This is a genomic window from Pseudomonas acericola (SeqCode), assembly GCF_053456465.1.
Genome location: NZ_JBRFJB010000001.1, coordinates 529,970 through 546,905, shown reverse-complemented (window position 1 = coordinate 546,905; position 16,936 = coordinate 529,970). Strand labels below are relative to the sequence as shown.

Genomic DNA, 16,936 nt, shown 5'->3' with positions numbered 1-16,936 from the left:
AGATGACCATGCCTTTGACTCGCAAAGCCTACCGTGCCGCCATCCTGCACAGCATCGCCGACCCCGCTGAAGTGGGCATCGAAGCCTCTTATGAGTATTTCGAAGACGGCCTGCTGGTGATCGAAAACGGCAAGATCAGCGCCGTCGGCCCTGCCAGCGATTTGCTGCCGACCCTGCCTGCCGATATCGACATCACCCATCACCAGGACGCCCTGATTACCCCCGGCCTGATCGACACCCATATCCACCTGCCGCAGACCGGCATGGTCGGCGCCTACGGCGAGCAGTTGCTGGACTGGCTCAACACCTACACCTTCCCGTGTGAAAGCCAATTCGCCGACAAGGCCCACGCTGAGGAAGTAGCCGACATCTTCATCAAGGAACTCCTACGCAACGGCACCACCACCGCGCTGGTGTTCGGCAGCGTGCACCCGCAGTCGGTGAACGCGTTCTTTGAAGCGGCGGAAAAGCTCGACCTGCGCATGATCGCCGGCAAGGTGATGATGGACCGCAACGCCCCGGACTACCTGACCGACACCGCCGAATCGGGCTATCAGGAAAGCAAGGCGCTGATCGAGCGCTGGCACGGCAAGGGCCGCCTGCATTACGCCGTCACGCCACGTTTTGCGCCGACCAGCACGCCGGAACAACTGGCGCTGGCCGGGCAACTGCTGGGGGAATACCCGGACCTGTACATGCAGACTCACATCAGTGAGAACAAGCAGGAAATCGAGTGGGTCAAGGCGCTGTTCCCTGAGCGCAACGGCTACCTGGACGTGTACGACCATTACCAGCTGCTCGGCGAACGCTCGGTGTTTGCCCACGGCGTACACCTGTGTGACGACGAGTGCGCGCGGCTGGCGGAGACCGGTTCGGCGGTGGCGTTCTGCCCGACGTCGAACCTGTTCCTCGGCAGTGGTTTGTTCAACCTGCCGATGGCGGAAAAACATAAATTGAATGTAGGACTGGGCACGGACGTGGGCGGCGGCACCAGCTTCTCGCTGCTGCAAACGTTGAACGAAGCCTACAAGGTCATGCAGTTGCAGGGCGCGCGGTTGAGCCCGTTCAAGTCGTTGTATCTCGCCACATTGGGCGGTGCGCGAGCGCTGCGCCTGGAAGACAAGATCGGCACGTTGCAACCGGGGACGGATGCGGACTTTTTGGTGTTGGATTACAACGCCACGCCACTGCTGAGCTATCGCTTGAAGCAGGCGAATGACATTGCCGAGACGTTGTTTGTGCTGATGACGCTGGGGGATGATCGGACGGTGTTGCAGACGTATGCAGCCGGACAATTGGTGCACCAACGCTAACTTCAAAACCACCACAAAACAAATGTGGGAGCTGGCTCAGCTCCCACATTGTTGATCGGGTTTACAGTTTTACTGAGGAGCGCCCCGGCTTCTTGGTCTGCAACAAATGCGAAAACACCGCATGCAAATCATCCGACGCGCTTTCCTCATCGAGGTTGAGCTTGCTGTCGATGTGATCCATGTGATGCATCATCAAATCCACCGCCAACACCGCGTCCCGCGCTTCGATCGCGTCGATCAACTGGGTGTGTTCATCATACGAACAGTGCGAGCGGTTACCGCTTTCGTACTGGGCGATGATCAACGACGTCTGGGACACCAGGCTGCGCTGGAAGCTGATCAGCGGTGCGTTCTTCGCCGCTTCGGCCAGCTTGAGGTGGAATTCGCCGGAAAGACGGATACCCGCACCCCGGTCGCCACGGGAAAAGCTGTCGCGCTCGTCGTTGACCATTTGGCGCAACTCGGCCAGTTGTTCGGCCGTGGCGTGCTGCACCGCCAATTCGGTAATCGCGCGCTCCACCAGACGCCGCGCCATGAAGACCTGGCGGGCCTCTTCGACACTCGGGCTGGCCACCACGGCACCGCGATTGGGCCGCAGCAACACCACGCCTTCATGGGCCAGACGCGACAGCGCGCGGCGAATGATGGTGCGGCTGACGCCGAAGATTTCGCCCAGTGCCTCTTCACTCAATTTGGTGCCGGGTGCCAGGCGTTGTTCGAGGATCGCCTCGAAGATATGCGCGTAGACGATATCGTCCTGGGTTCCGCTGCGACCGGCCTTGCCGGCTCGCGGTTGTTTCTTGAGAGGTTGCAACTGTTCGTTCATGGGCACTCGGTTTGGAGAACGGCGGCGAATTAACGGTAATACGGCAACAACGGGTTGCTGGCAAGTATCACCTAAAAACATGGCACATTGTACACAACCGTATGCGCCAACACACTGTACGGCTGTTTGTGGCCTCGGCTGTATTGCAATGAGTGGTTACGTTTGAGTTTAGGCTTGAATCCGCTTTTTCATAGGTAGAAGGAACACCGCTCCATGACCGATGCCACCCAAGCGCCTCTGCGCCCGCTGGCCGACACCTCACCGTCGGCTGTCGTCGCCGGTTTTATCGCCATGATGACCGGCTACACCAGCTCCCTGGTGCTGATGTTCCAGGCCGGACAAGCCGCGGGCTTGACCACGGCGCAAATTTCTTCCTGGATCTGGGCGATTTCCATCGGCATGGCGGTGTGCAGCATCGGCTTGTCGCTGCGCTACCGCACGCCGATCACCATCGCCTGGTCCACACCCGGCGCGGCGCTGCTGATCACCAGCCTGGGTGGAGTGAGTTACGGCGAGGCGATTGGCGCCTACATCACCTGCGCGGTGCTGGTGACCATCTGCGGGCTGACCGGCAGTTTTGAAAAGCTGGTCAGACGCATCCCGGCGTCATTGGCGGCGGCCCTGCTGGCGGGGATTCTGTTCAAGATCGGTAACGAGATCTTCGTCGCCGCCCAACACCGTACCGGCCTGGTGCTGGGGATGTTTTTCACTTACCTGATCATCAAGCGCCTGTCGCCACGTTACGCGGTGTTGGCTGCGCTGGTGATCGGCAGCCTATTGTCAGGCTTGATGGGGCTGCTGGATTTCAGCGGCTTTCACCTGGAAGTGGCGACGCCGGTGTGGACCACCCCGCACTTTTCACTGGCCGCGACCATCAGCATCGGCATCCCGCTGTTCGTGGTGGCGATGACCTCGCAGAACATGCCGGGCGTCGCGGTGCTGCGGGCCGACGGTTATAACGTGCCCGCCTCGCCGTTGATTACCGCCACCGGCCTGGCGTCGCTGGTGCTGGCGCCCTTCGGTTCCCACGGCATCAACCTGGCGGCGATCAGCGCGGCGATCTGCACCGGGCCCCACGCCCATGAAGACCGCAACAAGCGCTACACGGCGGCGGTCTGGTGCGGGGTGTTCTACGGGATTGCCGGGGTGTTTGGCGCGACGCTGGCGGCACTGTTCGCAGCCTTGCCCAAGGAACTGGTGCTGTCGATTGCGGCATTGGCGCTGTTTGGCTCGATCATCAATGGCCTGAGCATCGCCATGAATGAGCCGAAGGAGCGGGAAGCGGCGCTGATCACCTTTATGGTCACGGCGTCTGGCTTGACGCTGTTTTCCATCGGGTCGGCGTTCTGGGGGATTGTCGCGGGGGTGTTGACGCTGTTGATTCTGAACTGGCGCAAGGCATAAAAAAACGGCGACCCTCAGGTCGCCGTTTTTTTCAGTATCACTTAGCCGCGTTGATCGGCTTTTCCGGATACCACACGTCCAGCAGCGGGCTGACTTCAGCGCTTTTCAGTTCGCTGCGGCCTTTGAGCCAACTTTCAACAGCGGCACGCTGTTCTTCGCTGACCGAGCCACGCTTCTGCAGGCAAACCAGACCGAAGTCATCGCCGCCGACATAGCCCAGAAGGTTGGCTTCCATGGCTTCTTTGATGAATGCTTCGAGGAAAGCATCGGTAGCTTCTTCACTCAGGTCTTCTTTGAAGTCCAGGTTCAGTTCGAAACCCAGCTCTTGAAATTCATCAACGCACAGTTTTTTGCGCAGACGCTGGGAACGGTTAGTCGCCATTGGAACAATCCTCTTAAGTAATAACGGGCGGCACTTTAGCAGTTTAAGGCGGCGATTGCCCGACTCTCTGGGACGGGCGGCAAATTGCCTGCAAAAAAACGCCGATTTCCAGCTATCGTTCAGCTACAAGAGGCCCCACCTTGGGGCATAATGCCGACACTTTCGTGACCAATGAGGGATTTTTCTTATTTACCCCTCGCCTTTTTCACCCTCCTCAGCAGTAGGGTTTTATTCTCTATGATCAAATCTTTGCGTCCATTGCTCCTTGCCGGTCTTCTTCTGCCACTGGCCTTCTCTGCCACCGCCGCCACCGTCAACAACACCCTGCCGCCGAACGTCCAGCAGGCACTGTCCAAAGCCAAGCTGCAAAACAACGCACTGTCCCTGGTGATGATCCCCCTGAACGGCCCGGGCACGCCGACCATCTTCAACGCCGACGTTTCGGTCAACCCGGCCTCCACCATGAAGCTGGTCACCACCTACGCCGCCCTGGAAATGCTCGGCCCCAACCACCAGTGGAAAACCGAGTTCTACACCGACGGCACCCTCAGCGGTGGCGTGTTGCACGGCAACCTGTACCTCAAGGGCGGCGGTGACCCCAAGCTGAACATGGAAAAACTCTGGCTGTTGATGCGCGACCTGCGCGCCAACGGCGTGCAGCAAGTCACCGGCGACCTGGTGCTGGACCGTGCCTTCTTCAAACAGCCGCTATTGCCCGAGTTCAATGACGACGGCAACGACGAGAACAAGCCCTTCCTGGTCAAGCCCGACGCCCTGTTGGTCAACCTCAAGGCCCTGCGCTTCGTGACCCGCAATGACTCGGGCCGGGTGATCGTGTCGGTCGAGCCGCCGATTGCCAGTATCCGTATCGACAACCAGGTCAAGGTGTCCAACACCAAGCAGTGCACCGGCGACGTGCGCTACAACCCGGTCACCGCCGCCGACGGCAGCGTGACGGTCACCGTCAGCGGCCAACTGGCCGATGGCTGCAGCTCGCAGACTTATCTGTCGCTGCTCGACCACGCCACCTACACCGCCGGCGCCGTGCGGGCGATCTGGCAGGAACTGGGCGGCAGCATCCAGGGCCGCGATATCCAGGCGCCGGTGCCGAAGGACGCCAAGGTCCTGGCCCGTGCGTTCTCGCCGGACCTGGCGGAAATCATCCGCGACATCAACAAATACAGTAACAACACCATGGCCCAGCAGTTGTTCCTGAGCCTGGGCGCGCAGTTCCGCAACGATGCCGACGGCGACGACGCCAAGGCCGGCCAGCGCGTCGTGCGCCAGTGGCTGGCGAAAAAAGGCATTACCGCGCCGCACCTGGTGATGGAAAACGGTTCCGGCCTGTCCCGCGCCGAACGGGTCAGCGCCCGCGAAATGGCGGCGATGCTGCAAGCCGCCTGGAAAAGCCCTTACGCCGCTGAGTACATCAGCTCACTGCCGATTGCCGGCACCGACGGCACCATGCGCAAACGCCTGAAGACCACGGCCATGCGCGGCGAGGCCCACGTCAAGACTGGCACCCTGAACACCGTGCGCGCCATTGCCGGGTTCAGCCGCGACAACAACGGCAACACCTGGGCAGTGGTGGCGATCCTCAACGATCCGAAGCCGTGGGGCGCCTCGTCGGTGCTGGATCAGGTGCTGCTGGACCTGTATCGCCAGCCGAAACTGGCGGCGGCTGCGCCCGTTCTCTGACCCTGGAAGGCAGAGTGTCAGACTGATAAACCGCTATCGCAGCGATGCGGCGACCCGACTAGCCAGCTCCCACAGTGGGTGGGGTTCACAAAGCAAAATGTGTGTGAACCCCACCCACTGTGGGAGCTGGCTTGCCCGCGAATGCAGTGCATCAGTCACCTGATAAATTGGCTGACCCACCGCTTTCGCGAGCAAGCCCGCTCCCACATTGGGTACTGCGTCAGCCTTCAGGCCCGTACCCGCTCCGCTTCTACCCGATCCCGACCGGCTTGCTTGGCCACATACACCGCCGAATCAGCGCGCAGCAACAACCCATCAATCCCCTCATCAACGCGCCAACTGGCCACGCCAAAGCTGGCGGTGACAATACCGACCGGCTCCATCGGCTCGCTGCGCAGCGACTGCCACAACTCCATCGCCAGGCTGTAGGCCTGTTCGCCATCGGTGTTGGGGCACAGCACCATGAACTCTTCCCCCCCCAAACGGCAGAACACGTCGGTACGCCGCAGGCGCACGCTGATGCGCTTGCACAACTCCTGCAACACGCCGTCGCCCACGCCATGCCCGTGCTGGTCGTTGATCCGCTTGAAGTGGTCGATATCCAGCATGATCAGCGACAACGACCCCGACACCCGATTGAGCCGCACCATCTCGGCCTTGAGGCGATCCTGGAAATACCGACGGTTATGAATACCCGTCAGGGAATCGGTAATGGACAGGGCGCGCAGTTCTTCCTCAACCCGTTTCAAGTCGGAAATATCCGACACATAGCCGTGCCACAACGTACCGCCTCCCGGTAACTCTTCCGGAGTAGCTTCGCCGCGAATCCAGCGCACGCCCCGCTGCGGCAACTGCACCCGATATTCTTCACGCCAATGGCTCAATTGCAGCGCCGACAAGCGAATCGAGGCCCGCACGCGCTCGATGTCCAGTGGATGAATACGGTCCAGCGCCTTGCTGGCGTCCTGTTGCAACACGCCCGGTTCGATCTCATAGATATCGCGTATGCCATCGCTGGCGTAGATAAAGCGCCAGTTGTCCTTGGGCTCAAGGGTGAACTGGAAGATCCCGCCGGGGACATGGGCACTGAGTTTTTTCAGCAGGCGATCCCGTGCAGCCAAGGCTTCGTAGGCACGTTTTTGTTCGGTGATATCCAGGTAAATCGCCAAGTGCCCCACCCACAAGCCATGGTCATCCAGCAACACCGTGGCCAGCATATTCACCGTCAACTGGCTGCCATCCTGGCGTTTCAAGGTCCACTCGCGGGCCTCGTGCTGGTGGTCGGGGCTTTCTACCAGCATTGCCTGGCTCGGCGGGATGCGCTTGCCCATGACCATGCTCAGGCTGGCGGCGCGCGCCTCCAACTCAGGTGCCAGGTGCAGGCTTTCCAAGGTCAGGCGGCCCAGCACATCCTCGGACTTGAACCCCAGCATCTGCTCGGCGCCGGCATTGAACGTATTGATCACGCCGCGCAGGTCGGTGGCAATGATCGCGACTTGGGTCGCCGCGTTCAGCACGCTGCGCAACTGACCATGGGCGCCGCGCAACTCCAGTTCGCTCAAGCGCAATTGCTCAGTACGTTGTTCGACCATTTTCAGCGCGCGCTGACGCTGGCTGACCAATACATAGAGCAACGCGCTGAGCAGCAGGCTGAGCAGGCCGCCCATGGTCAGGATCGTGTTCATCGAGGAATGGTTGGCCTGGTCGAACACCTGGCTCGCTTGCAGGCTCAGGGCATAGACGTGATCGCCCAGGGTCAGGCGGCGCGCAGCGGCCAGGTCGCTGCTGCCCGGCGTGTTGCTGGACGCGTACAGCACGCGCTTCTGGGTGTCAGAGGTGTCGATGATCTGCATCACCAGGTTGTCGCGGTTTGGCTTGGGCAAGCCATCGGCCACCAACTGCCGCATGCTGATCACGGCCATCACAAAGCCATAGGCCTCGGGCTGGGATTGTTGACTGTCCGGCAGCTTGCTGACGGGTGCTACCAGCAATACGCCGGCGGCATAGGACGGTTCCACCCCCACCAGTTGCATGGGTTGCGACACCGCCATCTTGCCGGTCTTCAGCGCACGCTCAAGGGTTGAACGGCGCAGCGGCTGGGCCAGCAGATCAAAGCCCAACGGCGAACCGAGCAGGCTCTGGGTCTGGCTGTAGAGCACCGGCACGTACTCATCGCGTTCGGGCGCAGGGGCCAACTCGCCCGTGGCGTCCAGCTCGCGAATGACAAAGGGCTTGCCGCGCTGGCGTGACACCTCCTGCTCAAACGCGCTGCGCTGCTCGCGAAACACCCGCGGCGCCCAGGAATAGGCACGGGCGCGCAGCAGCAGGGGCTGGGCGAAACCGTCGAATTCTTCACGGGAGACGTCGCCGGAATTGACGAAGAAACGCCGCAGGCTACCCAGGCGTTGCTCCTGGTCCTCGAAGCGCTCTTGCAAGCGGCTGTAACGCTCATTGACCAGCAACTGAAAGCGCTGGCGCAGCTGTTGCTGATAGAGATTGGACGCCGCCCACGCGACGATCAGCGTCAGCGCAGCCCCCGCCAATAACACCACCAATGCCACCAGCCAAGCCGATGCCTGCTCACTGATAAAACCAAGGATTTTCGGGCGAACGGCTTGCAACGGCATAGGCAACACTCACAACGCCAGCGTGCGGGGGGTGTCACTTTGGCTAGGCGTTAAGTTATAGCCATCGGGCCTGTATTTGACCAGCGTAAAAAAGCCGCAAGGCCGGAATATTCCAGGCTTGCGGCTTTTAGTGACGGCGATCAGCGTGCGGTGATTTTCCACGCCCGGTGGATCTTCGCGTTACGCGCGAAATCCGGGTCGATGGTCTTGTCGCTGATTTCCTCGACCGCGTAGCGTTCGCTGAGGTTGTCCTCCAGCGCGAACTTACGGAAGTTGTTCGAGAAGTACAGCACGCCGCCCGGTGCCAGGCGGGCCATGGCCAGGTCGAGCAACTGCACGTGGTCACGCTGCACGTCGAAGATACCTTCCATGCGCTTGGAGTTGGAGAAGGTCGGCGGATCGATGAAGATCAGGTCGAACTCATCGCGGCTGGCTTCCAGCCACGCCATCACATCGCCCTGCTCCAGACGGTTCTTGTCGGAGAAACCGTTCAGGGAGAAGTTTCGACGCGCCCAGTCCAGGTAAGTCTTCGACAAGTCGACGCTGGTGGTGCTGCGCGCGCCGCCCTTGGCTGCATGCACGCTCGCGGTGGCGGTGTAGCAGTACAGGTTGAGGAAACGCTTGCCCGCCGCTTCTTTCTGGATGCGCATGCGCATCGGGCGGTGGTCGAGGAACAGGCCGGTGTCGAGGTAGTCGGTGAGGTTGACCAGCAGCTTCACGCCGCCTTCGCTGACTTCGGTGAACTTGCCCTGGGCGCTCTGGCGCTCGTACTGCTTGGTGCCGCTCTGACGCTCGCGACGTTTGACGACGACGCGGCTCTTGTCGATGTTCAGCGCCTGGGGAATCGCGGCCAGGGCATCGAACATGCGTGCGGAGGCTTTTTCCGGGTCGATGGACTTCGGCGCGGCGTATTCCTGGACGTGCACCCAATCGTGGTACAGGTCGATGGCCATGGAGTATTCCGGCATGTCGGCGTCGTACACGCGGTAGCAATCCACGCCTTCACGCTTGGCCCACTTGCCCAACAACTTGAGGTTCTTTTGCAGGCGGTTGGCGAACATCTGCCCGCCTTCGCTCAGGCGCGCCTGTTCAACCACCGGCGCCGGGGCTGGCTTGATCGGGTTGCCGTTCTTGTTGTACTGGCGCTCTTGTGGCTCAACCGGGGCTTGATCGTAAGCGGCTTGCTCGCGTTCGGCCTGACGTTGCTCCGGGGTGCGGCGCTCGCCGGTGACGAACTGGTCCGGGTTGACCTTGATCAGCAGCAACTTGCACGGCAACGCGCCGTTCCAGAATGAGTACTGCTTGTGACTGCGGATGCCCATGCGCTTGCCCAGGTCCGGCGCGCCGGTGAACACCGCCGCTTCCCAGCCCATGCACGCCTGGCGCAGACGCTCGCCGAGGTTCTGGTAGAGGTACAACAGGCTGGCTTCGTCACCCAGACGCTCGCCGTACGGCGGGTTGCAGATGACCAGGCCTTTCTGATTCTGGTCCGGGCGCGGCTCGAAGGTGCCGACTTCGCCCTGGTAGACCTTGATCCAATGGCTCAGGCCGGCGCGCTCGATGTTGTTACGAGCAGGCTGGATCAGACGCGGGTCGGCTTCATAACCACGCACCCACAGCGGCGGCTTGTTCATGCCGATAGCGGCACGTTCCGACGCTTCGGTGTGAAGTTTCTTCCACAGCGCCGGGACGTGACCGAGCCAGGTGGTGAAACCCCACAGCTCGCGGTTCAGGTTGGGCGCCATGTCGGCAGCGATCATCGCGCCTTCCACCAGGAAAGTGCCTACGCCACACATCGGGTCAGTCAGCGCGCCGCCTTCGGCAGCAATGCGCGGCCAGCCGGCACGGATCAGGATCGCGGCGGCCAGGTTTTCCTTCAACGGCGCAGCGCCCTGCTGCAGGCGGTAGCCGCGCTGGTGCAGGCTGTGGCCGGAGAGGTCGAGAGAGAGGATTGCCTCGCCACGGTCCAGACGCAGGTGAATGCGCAGGTCCGGGTTGATCTTGTCGATGGACGGACGTTCGCCGGTCGGGGTGCGCAGCTTATCGACAATCGCATCCTTGACCTTCAGCGCGCCGAAGTGGGTGTTGTCGATGCCCGAGCCGTGACCGCTGAATTCCACGGCCAGGGAACCGTCGGGGACCATGTGTTCGGCCCATTCGATATCCAGCACACCGTGGTAGAGGTCTTCGGCGTCCTTCATCGGGAAGCGCTTGAGTACCAGCAACACGCGGTTGGCGAGGCGCGACCAGAGGCACAGGCGATAGGCGGTTTCCATGTCGGCCATGCCGCGCACGGCCGAGGTGTGCTCGCGGGCTTCCTCAAGGCCAAGCCCGACGGCTTCCTCGATCAGCAGGCCTTCGAGGCCCTTGGGGCAGGTGAGGAAGAGTTCAAAACGGTCCGACATGGGGCATTCCAGGCTTTTCAGCAATAAATGAACGGGCGACGCATCGCCGGCTCGGTTTTTAATCAAGCACTTTTCTTGAAGAGTGCTCGCGTGGCACGAATGTGCCGTCCCACCCCGCCTGCCGGGCCTTGAGGCCGTGGTTGACGGGGCAGATAGATAATGCGACGTAACAAAAGGAAATATTCCGACCCTTCGTCGAATAGTAACCGACTGCAACGGGCGGGAATTCTCACTAAAGGATTAAACCCATCCTCTTTGCAGGGTGCATCATAGCTGGCTTTGCCCATTAAAAGGGGCGAAAAGCCATCCCAGCTTATGGCTATAGCATCGTTATCGTTACGTGCTTATGACAAAACGATCATTGAATCCATGTGACCTATTGGTTAGAACTCAACACAGGTTGGCGCCGTAACGACGCCGACACATAGGCTCGCCACGCCGGCAGCGAGCCCACCAACGGCAGAAAAACTCTGCCCGGCCCCAGACGAGGCCGAAGGATATCAAGACAGTCAACAAGTGAGGGAAACACCCTATGAGAAGACTTAAGCGTGATCCGTTGGAAAGAGCATTTTTACGCGGATATCAATATGGCGTTCATGGCAAATCCCGTGAGCTTTGCCCATTTACTCTACCGTCGGTACGCCAAGCCTGGATCAACGGCTGGCGAGAAGGACGCGGCGACAACTGGGACGGTATGACTGGCACTGCGGGAATCCACAGACTCAACGAACTTCACGCCGTCGGCTAATCAGGGCATTCAATTCCGACATACACTGTTGAAGATGTAACGACTTAACCATGCACGTCCTATCCGGGCGGCGGGCTTCGGCCCAGGGGGCTCCTTTATGGAGCCCTTTTTATTGGGTGGCTTCAGGCCTTTGGCAGTGCCGCGATGGCATCCACCGACTGGCGAATCAACGCCGGGCCCTTGTAGATAAACCCGGAATACAACTGCACCAGGCTGGCGCCAGCGGCAATCTTCTCAGCGGCGTGCTGGCCTTCGGTGATGCCACCGGCAGCGATGATCGGCAAACGCCCGGCCAGTTCGGCTGCCAGCACCTTGACGATATGGGTACTTTGCTCACGCACCGGTGCGCCCGACAGGCCGCCCGCTTCGTCGCCATGGGCCAGGCCTTCGACGCCAACCCGGCTGAGGGTGGTGTTGGTCGCGATCACTGCGTCCATGCCCGAGTCCACCAGGGCCTGGGCCACCAGTACGGTCTCTTCGTCGCTCATGTCCGGGGCAATCTTGATCGCCAACGGCACGCGCTTGCCATGGCGCACGGCCAGGTCTTCCTGGCGCTGGCGCAATGCTTCGAGCAATTGCTTGAGGGAGTCACCGAACTGCAGACTGCGCAGGCCCGGGGTGTTGGGCGAGCTGACGTTGACGGTGACGTAGCTGGCGTGGGCGTAGACCTTGTCCAGGCAGATCAGGTAGTCATCCACCGCACGTTCCACCGGCGTGTCGAAGTTCTTGCCGATATTGATCCCGAGGATGCCCTTGTACTTCGCCGCCTGAACCCGCGACAGCAAATGATCCACGCCCAGGTTGTTGAAGCCCATGCGGTTGATGATCGCCTCGGCTTCCGGCAGGCGGAAGATACGCGGCTTGGGGTTGCCCGGCTGTGGGCGCGGGGTCACGGTGCCGATCTCGACAAAACCGAAACCCAGCTGCGCAAAACCGTCGATGGCCGCACCGTTCTTGTCCAGGCCAGCCGCCAGCCCGACCGGGTTGGGGAAGTCGAGCCCCATTACCGATACCGGCATTTTTGCCGGCGCCTTGCATACCAGGCCATTGAGCCCCAGGCGGCCACCGGCACCGATCAGGTCCAGGGACAGATCGTGGGAGGTTTCCGGGGAAAGTTTGAACAACAGCTGGCGGGCCAGGGTATACATGGGCGGGCTAGACTCGGATGGCGGCGAAAGGTGGCGACGATTATAGCCGGGGTGGCGTGCTGCATGCGAGGCGTGCCGCCAATCGTCATGGGCGATTGGCAACCAGCTCTTCGTAGCGTGCCCAGATCTTCTGCGCGTATTGCATGCGCAAGGCGTCACGCTTGCGGCCCGCTCCTCCACCGACGTTATAGGAGCCGACGGCCGTCCAGTTGTAACCAAAGCGCTGGATGAACTCGGTCAGAATCGACGCTGCCACCTCCACCGAGAGACAGGGCTCGCTCAACAACCGCTCTTCCGTAATACCCTGCTTCAGCAGACGGGGCAGATGAATGCTGTTGATCTGCATCAAGCCGATATCCCGTGTGCCATTGCGGTTGGCTTTGTTGATGGTCTGCGGGCGGTAACCCGACTCGACAGCAGCGATGGCCTGCAGCAGCTCCGGCTCAAGATCATAACGGCTGGCCACTTCATCCCAGCAGTAGGCCAGTGCCGGGCTGCTGCCCATCAACAAGCTAAAAAACAGGCCCTTGCCCCAGGTTTTAAACATTGTTGACCTGACCACACACCGCACACACATGCGCTACCTGCCGCGCATCGACACTTCCCGCGTGCACCGGGCAAGTAAACCGATACCCCCGGCCATAGATCGTCTTGATAAACCCCTTGTCGGCCTTCAAGTGCTTGCGTAACGAATAAATGCAACGTGTCAGTGACTCCTCGGCCACCTCTCCCCTGGGCCATGCGAGTTCCAGCAAGCGGTCCTTGGTCATCAGCATGCCACCAGCCCCCAGCAGCAACCGCAGCACCTGGCCCTCCTTGGGGGGCAACTGAACGTCTGTCCCGCCACCCGTCAACCGACCATCACCATGCAAGGTCCAGTGGGCAAAAACGAGGGACGTCGCTGATCCGTCAATCACGGCCGCCATACGCACCTCTGTATCCAACTACTGACATTGAAATCCTTATTTCCTGTACTGGCTCACCCGCCAACATCACGACTATAAGAAGCAGCCCTACGCCCCGCGCTAGGGAAAAACCCATTCATCTGGCGCTTTTCGCAGCTGCTCGGTAGGAGAATTCTTTATCTGGTCCTAGCGAGGGACCCAATCCTGATAAACCTCATGCAACTCGACTCCCAATCGATCCTCCAATTGCACCAACTCTCCCAAAGCCATCAACTGACCATTAACCCGCACCTCCACGCAGCGAATGACTTCAGGTGCCAGCGGCAACACCTTCCCTACTGCAAACGTCGCCAGACGCTTGCGACTGACCAGTTGCTCTTGCAGAAGTATTTCCAGGTGCATGGACAAGCGCCCTATTCATGGAGAAATTTCGCGACCCCGCTGCATGAACGCGCGATGCACATGCTCATGCTGCTCCGCCGTCAGGGGTAATGGCACAGGAGGGGCGGTCAGGATCTTGGGTTCGTCTTCGGCGCCGACCTGCCACAACGAGACCTCATCCCGCCGGGTGAGTACATCCAGCTCCGCGACCCATTGCTTGATGAGACTCACCTGATCGGGCTTGCCCTGGATCAGCAGGCTGTTGGTGTCTGGGTAGGCAACGAACATAAGGCTGCCGTCAGCCAGTTGAGCTTTGTGCACGCTGGACAAGCGGGCTTCGATCATTGAAGCCATCCCCGGCACGCTGATGGTGTCCGTACCCACTCCATACTGACGATCCGCCACATCGACATTGAACACCTGCACCACGCCAATGGCGGGCAACTCCACACGCGGCGGGACGGGCGGCCGATCCATCAGTTGCGCCAGGCGCAGCACCTGATCGACATAGCTGGGCGGCCCCGTGACGGAGAGCATGCGCTCACCGCTTTTACGCAAGGGATAGCTGGGCTCATCCAGCCCCGTATGCCGCATCAGGCTCCGCAGCCTGTCGACGGAAATGTGCCGTAGCGCCACCGCCGAGTTCCTCACCTCATCGGCTTGGTAGAGATAGAGGACTTGCCCATCGCGATGCCAGATCAGGCCCTCCTGCATGGCCAGCACCTCCAGCACCTGTTGCGGCGCATCAAAATCAAACAGGCCACTGACGTGCAGGCGCGCGACTTTGCGGCTGAGCACCACCGACAGACCCAAGGGCACCGAGAGCGCCGTAAAGAACCGCTGCGAGTCTTCCTCCTGCGCCCGGTAGGCCTCGCCCCTGGCCGCACAGGTGCCCAGCAATAACGCAGCGCACAACAACCAGCTGCACAGCCGGTGGCGGGTCATCCTTGCTGGGAATTCACTCTTCACCTTGGTTATTCTCGGCGGCCTGGCGTGACAAAGCGGCCATACTGAGAGCCAGCCAGTTTTCAATCTTGACGAAAAAGTGACGGCCCGCCCTCTTCCCCTGGCCATGGCATGTGCATTGCTAGACACACTCCTCAGAGCGCGCGCCAACGAAGGCACGGGCCTACGAACAAAGGCGTCGTTACCCTGCAATGGCCTCTAGCGCCATCCGAGGGAACGACGCTTTTTTTTGAGAGAAAAGGCAGGTGCTGATGAACGAACCGGCAGATATCCGCCCGGGAAAAGACCCACTGGCTTGGGTCAACGGCAGTGACGCGCCGGAAAAGAGCAGCCTCGACCTGGGCTTCATGGCCTTGAGCGATTGCGCCTCACTGGTGGTCGCCGCCACCCAGGGCTTCGCCCAACCCTACGGCCTGACACTCAATCTCAAGCGCCAGGCGTCATGGGCCAACCTGCGCGACAAACTGGTCAGCGGCGAACTCGACGCCGCCCACAGCCTGTACGGGCTGATCTATGCCGTGCACCTGGGCATCGGCGGCGTGGCGCCCACCGACATGGCGGTGCTGATGGGGCTGAACCAGAACGGCCAGAGCATCAACCTGTCCCACACCCTGCAACAGCAAGGCGTGGTCACTCCTGAGGCACTGGATCGCCATGTGCACCAAAGCCGCACAAAACTGACCTTCGCCCAGACATTTCCCACCGGCACCCACGCCATGTGGCTGTATTACTGGCTGGCGAGCCAAGGCATCCACCCGCTACAGGACGTCAACAGCGTGGTCGTGCCGCCGCCGCAAATGGTCGCGCACCTGCAAGCCGGACGTATCGATGGTTTTTGTGTCGGCGAACCCTGGTCCGCCAGCGCGGTGCAACAAAATCAGGGCTTTACCCTGGCCACCACCCAGGCGATCTGGCCAGACCACCCGGAGAAAGTCCTCGGCTGCACCCAGGCGTTTGTCGACCAATACCCCAACACCGCCCGCGTGTTGGTGATGGCCATCCTCGAAGCCAGCCGCTTTATCGAACAAAGCCAGGAAAATCGGCGCTCCACCGCCCAGTTGCTCAGCGCCCGCGACTACCTTGACGCGCCCCTCGACTGCATTGAGCCGCGCCTTTTGGGCACTTACGACGACGGCCTCGGCCACCAATGGCAAGACCCCCATGCCCTGCGTTTTTTTGCCGATGGCGAGGTGAACCTGCCGTATCTCTCGGACGGCATGTGGTTCATGACCCAATTCCGTCGCTGGGGCCTGTTGCGCGAAGACCCGGACTACCTGGGGGTTGCCCGCCAGGTGCAGCAATTGAGGCTGTACCGCGAGGCCGCCAGCGCCGTCGGCGTCGCCCCCATCGCCCAGGACATGCGCAGCAGCCAATTGATCGACGGCAAGATCTGGGACGGCGCCAACCCCGCCGCCTATGCGCGCAGTTTCCGTCTGCACGCCATGAGTGATCCTACCGGCCGCCAGGCCCTGCGCTGACAGGAAGACCGATATGTTGCGAATCCTGTTGATCAATGACACCCCGCGCAAAGTCGGCCGCCTCAGGGCTGCGCTGATCGAGGCCGGGTTCGAGGTGATCGATGAGTCCGGCCTGACCATCGACCTGCCCGCGCGCGTCGAAACGGTGCGCCCGGACGTGATCCTGATCGATACCGAGTCACCCGGCCGCGACGTGATGGAACAAGTGGTGCTGGTCAGCCGCGACCAGCCCCGGCCCATCGTGATGTTTACCGACGAGCACGACCCGAATGTGATGCGCCAGGCGATCAAGTCCGGCGTCAGCGCCTATATCGTCGAAGGCATCCAGGCCCAGCGCCTGCAACCAATCCTCGACGTGGCCATGGCGCGCTTCGAGAGCGACCAGGCCCTGCGCGCCCAGTTGCAGGCCCGCGACCAGCAGTTGGCCGAGCGCAAGCGCATCGAGCTGGCCAAGGGCATGCTGATGAAAATGAAGGCCTGCAATGAGGAAGAGGCCTACACGCTGATGCGCCGCCAGGCCATGAGCCGCCAGCAGAAACTGATCCAGGTGGCGGAGCAGATTATCGCCATGAGCGAGTTGCTCGGCTGATCTGGCTCAGCTCTTGCTAAAGGATCACTACAGGTAACCAACGGCGGTTGCCCCTCCACGACAAAG

Annotated in this window: 15 protein-coding genes; 6 read left to right on the top strand and 9 right to left on the bottom strand. The window is 61.1% G+C overall.

Annotated features, from left to right (window positions below; translation table 11 throughout):
• Positions 1 to 8: 8 nt before the first annotated feature.
• The gene (guaD, locus tag ACU688_RS02545) at positions 9 to 1,313 is read left to right on the top strand and encodes a guanine deaminase (protein WP_448183538.1); all 1,305 of its coding nucleotides are present in this window, start codon (positions 9 to 11) and stop codon (positions 1,311 to 1,313) included.
• A 61-nt stretch (positions 1,314 to 1,374) separates the two neighbouring features.
• Here guaD and ACU688_RS02540 read toward each other — a convergent pair whose 3' ends face one another.
• Positions 1,375 to 2,139 carry a GntR family transcriptional regulator gene (locus ACU688_RS02540; RefSeq protein ID WP_017739583.1) on the bottom strand — a complete coding sequence of 255 codons (765 nt, stop codon included), beginning with the start codon at positions 2,137 to 2,139 and terminating at the stop codon, positions 1,375 to 1,377.
• A gap of 213 nt (positions 2,140 to 2,352) precedes the next feature.
• Between ACU688_RS02540 and ACU688_RS02535 the strand changes: the two genes are divergently transcribed.
• Positions 2,353 to 3,543 carry a benzoate/H(+) symporter BenE family transporter gene (locus ACU688_RS02535; RefSeq protein WP_448183537.1) on the top strand — a complete coding sequence of 397 codons (1,191 nt, stop codon included), beginning with the start codon at positions 2,353 to 2,355 and terminating at the stop codon, positions 3,541 to 3,543.
• A 37-nt stretch (positions 3,544 to 3,580) separates the two neighbouring features.
• Here ACU688_RS02535 and ACU688_RS02530 read toward each other — a convergent pair whose 3' ends face one another.
• Positions 3,581 to 3,925, bottom strand: a complete 345-nt coding sequence (locus ACU688_RS02530; RefSeq protein WP_448183536.1) for a YggL family protein — start codon at positions 3,923 to 3,925, stop codon at positions 3,581 to 3,583.
• A gap of 237 nt (positions 3,926 to 4,162) precedes the next feature.
• Between ACU688_RS02530 and dacB the strand changes: the two genes are divergently transcribed.
• Complete coding sequence (dacB, locus tag ACU688_RS02525) at positions 4,163 to 5,623, top strand: D-alanyl-D-alanine carboxypeptidase/D-alanyl-D-alanine endopeptidase (protein WP_017739580.1); 1,461 nt, start codon at positions 4,163 to 4,165, stop codon at positions 5,621 to 5,623.
• Positions 5,624 to 5,850: 227 nt separating this feature from the next.
• Here dacB and ACU688_RS02520 read toward each other — a convergent pair whose 3' ends face one another.
• Positions 5,851 to 8,250: a sensor domain-containing diguanylate cyclase gene (locus tag ACU688_RS02520; protein ID WP_448183535.1), complete on the bottom strand. Its 2,400-nt coding sequence runs from the start codon at positions 8,248 to 8,250 to the stop codon at positions 5,851 to 5,853.
• 140 nt (positions 8,251 to 8,390) lie between these two features.
• Entirely contained in the window at positions 8,391 to 10,655 is a 2,265-nt protein-coding gene (gene rlmKL / locus ACU688_RS02515) for a bifunctional 23S rRNA (guanine(2069)-N(7))-methyltransferase RlmK/23S rRNA (guanine(2445)-N(2))-methyltransferase RlmL (RefSeq protein ID WP_207041714.1), read from the bottom strand.
• Between the two features lie 532 nt (positions 10,656 to 11,187).
• On the opposite strand from rlmKL, the gene rmf reads away from it, so the two are divergent.
• Positions 11,188 to 11,403, top strand: coding sequence for a ribosome modulation factor (rmf, locus tag ACU688_RS02510; RefSeq protein WP_002553055.1), 216 nt, complete (start codon positions 11,188 to 11,190; stop codon positions 11,401 to 11,403).
• Positions 11,404 to 11,525: 122 nt separating this feature from the next.
• On the opposite strand, the gene ACU688_RS02505 is transcribed toward rmf, so the two are convergent.
• The 5 genes from ACU688_RS02505 to ACU688_RS02485 form a co-directional block, all read right to left on the bottom strand.
• Positions 11,526 to 12,551, bottom strand: coding sequence for a quinone-dependent dihydroorotate dehydrogenase (locus ACU688_RS02505; RefSeq protein WP_448183534.1), 1,026 nt, complete (start codon positions 12,549 to 12,551; stop codon positions 11,526 to 11,528).
• An 85-nt stretch (positions 12,552 to 12,636) separates the two neighbouring features.
• Positions 12,637 to 13,098, bottom strand: a complete 462-nt coding sequence (locus ACU688_RS02500; RefSeq protein ID WP_448183533.1) for a transglycosylase SLT domain-containing protein — start codon at positions 13,096 to 13,098, stop codon at positions 12,637 to 12,639.
• Positions 13,091 to 13,477: a winged helix-turn-helix domain-containing protein gene (locus tag ACU688_RS02495; RefSeq protein ID WP_448183532.1), complete on the bottom strand. Its 387-nt coding sequence runs from the start codon at positions 13,475 to 13,477 to the stop codon at positions 13,091 to 13,093. The genes ACU688_RS02500 and ACU688_RS02495 overlap by 8 nt, the downstream gene beginning before the upstream one ends.
• 165 nt (positions 13,478 to 13,642) lie before the next feature.
• On the bottom strand, positions 13,643 to 13,858 hold the full coding sequence (locus ACU688_RS02490; protein ID WP_448183531.1) for a FliM/FliN family flagellar motor switch protein: 216 nt from the start codon (positions 13,856 to 13,858) through the stop codon (positions 13,643 to 13,645).
• Between the two features lie 15 nt (positions 13,859 to 13,873).
• Complete coding sequence (locus tag ACU688_RS02485) at positions 13,874 to 14,782, bottom strand: secretin N-terminal domain-containing protein (protein WP_448183530.1); 909 nt, start codon at positions 14,780 to 14,782, stop codon at positions 13,874 to 13,876.
• A gap of 272 nt (positions 14,783 to 15,054) precedes the next feature.
• Here ACU688_RS02485 and ACU688_RS02480 point away from each other — a divergent pair, with 272 nt between their 5' ends.
• Together ACU688_RS02480 and ACU688_RS02475 are read left to right on the top strand one after the other, a co-directional pair.
• Entirely contained in the window at positions 15,055 to 16,281 is a 1,227-nt protein-coding gene (locus ACU688_RS02480) for a CmpA/NrtA family ABC transporter substrate-binding protein (protein WP_448183529.1), read from the top strand.
• A gap of 13 nt (positions 16,282 to 16,294) precedes the next feature.
• Entirely contained in the window at positions 16,295 to 16,870 is a 576-nt protein-coding gene (locus ACU688_RS02475; RefSeq protein WP_053132788.1) for an ANTAR domain-containing response regulator, read from the top strand.
• The last annotated feature ends 66 nt before the right edge of the window (positions 16,871 to 16,936 follow it).